Origin of the sequence: Roseateles sp., assembly GCF_036404855.1 — a bacterium.
In the GTDB taxonomy this organism is placed as follows: Bacteria; Pseudomonadota; Gammaproteobacteria; order Burkholderiales; family Burkholderiaceae_C; genus Pelomonas.
This window is the reverse complement of the sequence record NZ_DASWYS010000344.1, coordinates 1-3,575: the sequence shown is the minus strand read 5'-3', so window position 1 is coordinate 3,575 and position 3,575 is coordinate 1. Positions and strand designations below refer to the sequence as shown.

5 protein-coding genes are annotated in these 3,575 nt (G+C 64.4%); 2 read left to right on the top strand and 3 right to left on the bottom strand.

What is annotated here, in order from left to right:
* The 3 genes from VGF12_RS23045 to VGF12_RS23035 form a co-directional block, all read right to left on the bottom strand.
* The coding region (locus tag VGF12_RS23045; RefSeq protein WP_331178382.1) for a RelA/SpoT family protein at window positions 1-1,309 on the bottom strand (1,309 nt) is incomplete at its 3' end.
* 60 nt (window positions 1,310-1,369) lie between these two features.
* Window positions 1,370-1,633, bottom strand: a complete 264-nt coding sequence (gene rpoZ / locus VGF12_RS23040) for a DNA-directed RNA polymerase subunit omega (protein ID WP_043297764.1) — start codon at window positions 1,631-1,633, stop codon at window positions 1,370-1,372.
* 133 nt (window positions 1,634-1,766) lie between these two features.
* Window positions 1,767-2,510: an RsiV family protein gene (locus VGF12_RS23035; RefSeq protein ID WP_077682162.1), complete on the bottom strand. Its 744-nt coding sequence runs from the start codon at window positions 2,508-2,510 to the stop codon at window positions 1,767-1,769.
* Between the two features lie 238 nt (window positions 2,511-2,748).
* On the opposite strand from VGF12_RS23035, the gene VGF12_RS23030 reads away from it, so the two are divergent.
* The gene (locus tag VGF12_RS23030; protein ID WP_054094080.1) at window positions 2,749-3,366 is read left to right on the top strand and encodes an NUDIX domain-containing protein; all 618 of its coding nucleotides are present in this window, start codon (window positions 2,749-2,751) and stop codon (window positions 3,364-3,366) included.
* Window positions 3,363-3,575 (top strand): DUF1249 domain-containing protein (locus tag VGF12_RS23025; RefSeq protein ID WP_331178381.1); only part of this gene is annotated, 213 nt, incomplete at its 3' end. The genes VGF12_RS23030 and VGF12_RS23025, both read left to right, overlap by 4 nt.

Genomic DNA, 3,575 nt, shown 5'->3' with positions numbered 1-3,575 from the left:
GTTCGGACAGCGGCGCCAGGCGGCGGTTGATGCGGCAGGCGATGCAGCTGTTGCCGACGTCGGTGTGCACCGCGTAGGCGAAGTCGACGGCCGTGGAGCCTTTGGGCAGTTCCATGATGCGGCCTTTGGGCGTGAACACGTAGACCTCGTCGGGGAACAGGTCGATCTTCACGCTCTCGATGAATTCCAGCGAGTTGCCGGCGCGCTGCTGCAGTTCCAGTACACCCTTGACCCACTGGCGGGCGCGGGCGTGGCTGCCCTTGGGTTGCTCGTCGTCGTTGGACTTGTACAGCCAGTGCGCGGCAATGCCGTTGTTGGCCATCTCTTCCATCTCGCGGGTGCGGATCTGGATTTCGATGGGCACGCCGTGCATGCCGAACAGCGTGGTGTGCAGCGACTGGTAGCCGTTGGCCTTGGGAATCGCGATGTAATCCTTGAAGCGGCCGGGCAGCGGCTTGTACAGGCTGTGCACGGCGCCGAGCACGCGGTAGCAGGTATCGACCTTGTCGACCACGATGCGGAAGGCGTAGACGTCCATGATCTCGTTGAATGCCTTGCGCTTGCCGCGCATCTTCTTGTAGATGCTGAACAGGTGCTTCTCGCGGCCCATCACCTCGCCTTCCAGGCCATCGCGCGCGAGGCAGTGAATCAACGACTGCTCGATCTTCTCGACGATCTCGTTGCGGTTGCCGCGGGCGCGCCGCACCGCGGCGCGAATGCGCTCGGAGCGCATCGGATGCATGGCCTTGAAGCCGAGGTCCTCGAACTCCACGCGCATCGAGTGCATGCCCAGGCGGTTGGCGATGGGCGCGTAGATTTCCAGGGTTTCCTTGGCGATGCGCCGGCGTTTCTCGCCGGCCAGCACTTCGAGGGTGCGCATGTTGTGCAGGCGATCGGCGAGCTTGACCAGGATGACGCGGATGTCGCGCGCCATGGCCATGGCCATCTTCTGGAAGTTTTCGGCCTGCGCCTCGGCCTTGGTTTCGAAGTTCATCTGGGTCAGCTTGCTGACCCCGTCGACCAGTTCGGCAACGGTTTCGCCGAATTGCGCAACCAGCGCTTCCTTGGGAATGCCGGTGTCCTCGATGACGTCGTGCAGCATTGCGGCCATCAGGCTCTGATGGTCCATGTGCATGTCGGCGAGGATGTTGGCTACCGCGAGGGGATGGGTGACGTACGCTTCACCGCTGCGCCGGCGCTGCCCGTCGTGGGCCTGCTCGGCGTAGAAGTAGGCCCGGCGGACCAGGTTGACCTGGTCCGGGCCGAGGTAGGTCGACAGGCGATCGGCAAGCGTATCTATGGCTGGCAAGGCTGTGCTCCTTGCCGGCACGATGTAGGCTCGGCGGTTCGACTTCGACCTGGCATTTAATCAGATGGCCTCGTTGGGCTCTTCCTCGTACTGGATGAAGAGCGGCTCGTCGTCGACGATTTCATCCTGTGCAATGACATCGTAGTCGACCAGGCCGGAAGCGATCTCGCGCAGGGCGACGACGGTCGGCTTGTCGTTTTCCCAGGCCACCTTCGGCTCCTTGCCGCCGGTCGCCAGCTGGCGTGCACGCTTGGTGGCCAGCATGACCAACTCGAAGCGGTTATCGACGTTGTCCAGGCAATCTTCAACGGTAACGCGGGCCATGGTGTTCCTCGTGAGCAATAGCGGTATAGCGGGCCCGGATGGGCGAGCGGACGGAATAGTCTAAAAAATCACCATCGCGAATGGAAGCGCTGTTTGGGCGTGGGAGCGGGCGCGAATGCCCGTCGGCGCACGCTCAAAGGTATTCCGGCTTGAGAATGCCCTGGAGTTGCGCATGCGGAATGAACAGCTCCGGATGCCCGCTGGAGTAAGGCGCGATGCTGTAGACGTCATACTTGAGCAGCACGCCGTCCTCGAGCAGGGCGATATGCGCGGTCTGCTGGAACGGCCACTGCTCGCGGAAGTCGGAGTTCTGTGCCTGGTCGTTCTGCGTCAACCAGCGCTGGTGGGCCTGGCGGGCGGCGCGCCAGAAATTGCCTTCCTGGCCGGGGATCAGCAGGTCTTCCAGGCGCAGTTCGCGGTGCCGTGCGCTGTCGTAATTGATGAAGCCGCGCCCCGGCATGCCGTGGGCGCCTCCGGTATAGAGGTAGCTGGACAGCTCGATCACCGTGATGTCGCCATGTTGCTCACGCACCTTGGCCTGCAGATAGCTGGCCCAGCCAGGTTCGGCGTCGCGCAGGAACTCGGTCTGGTAGGCGTCCAGCGACGCCGGCAGCCGTGCATCCGGTGCGTTGAGCGTCATGCGACGCAGGCGCTCGTCGATCAGACGGTCGAGCTGCGGCTCGTCGGCAAAGTGCAGCGTGTCGATATTGACCAGCGGACAATCCTCGCCTTCGCAACCGTGCGGACGTTCCTCGGTGAGGCGCTGCGTGGCCTGCGGCGCTTGTTGCAATGGGCTGTGCTGGCAGGCGCCGAGCAACAGCAGGCTGGCCAGCAGGGCGTAGACGGGAAAACGTGCGGTAGCGGTCGGATGGCTCATGGTTCGCCTGTCGGGGTGAGGTGCCGTTTCGAGTTCGTCGGGTGTCTGAAGTTCGGCCGTGAGCGAATCCGGGCGCCTTGCATCGGTCAGCTGAGGGCTGCGGCGGTGTTGACGGCGCGCTAGGATGATCACGGAGACGGCTCACGATGTGCGGCTGTAGTCATGCCAGTGCCGGCGCAGTGCGGATCATGTCAGCCGCTGCGCGGGTGCGGTCCAACCGAATGTGAGTGATGTCCAGATGAGCGAGACTTTCAAGCCCGGCCCGGATGATGTCCAGATCCTGCGACGCGAGCAATGCTTCAGCGGTTTTTACCGCCTGGAGCGCCTGCACCTGCGTCATCGCCAGTTCAACGGTGCGATGGGCGCGGAGCTGAGTCGTGAGCTGTTCGTGCGTCATGATGCGGTGTGCGTGCTGCCCTACGATCCATGCCTGGACCGGGTGGTGCTGATCGAGCAGTTCCGCGTCGGCGCGCTGGGCAAGGCGAGCAATCCCTGGTTGATCGAGCTGGTCGCCGGGCTGATCGATACGGACGAACAGCCCGAGGAGGTGGCGCGCCGCGAGGCCATCGAGGAGGCCGGGCTGGAGCTGGGCGAGCTGTGGCCGGTGACCCGCTACTTTCCGTCGCCGGGCGGCAGCGACGAGCAGGTCCACCTGTTCGTCGGTCGGTGCGACAGCCAAAACGCTGAAGGTATATTCGGCCTGGCCGAGGAGGGCGAGGACATTCGTGTGCACGTCTGGACGCTGCAGCAGGCGCTGCAGGCCGTGCGTGACGGGCGCATCGACAACGCTGCGAGCATCATCGCCCTGCAATGGCTGGCGCTGAACCGCGATGACGTGCGGGGAGCCTGGCAATGAACCGGCGCCGCGAGCGCTACCGGGTCGACCTGCCCGAGCTGCAGGCGACCTGCGAGGCCAATTACCTGCGCCTGCTGCGTCTGCTGCCGGAGATGCGCCAGTCCGGCCGTACCCGGCGCATCGCCATCAGCCAGGGCGATCAGCTGCTCGGCGTGCTGGTGCTGCAGGTGCTGGAAAACTGCCCCTACACCACCACCGTGCAGGTCAGC

Bases quoted from the DNA above. Each gene is read 5' to 3' on its own strand.
- VGF12_RS23030 (WP_054094080.1), top strand. From the start codon at position 2,749: ATGAGCGAGACTTTCAAGCCCGGCCCGGATGATGTCCAGATCCTGCGA.
- rpoZ (WP_043297764.1), bottom strand. From the start codon at position 1,633: ATGGCCCGCGTTACCGTTGAAGATTGCCTGGACAACGTCGATAACCGC.
- VGF12_RS23035 (WP_077682162.1), bottom strand. From the start codon at position 2,510: ATGAGCCATCCGACCGCTACCGCACGTTTTCCCGTCTACGCCCTGCTG.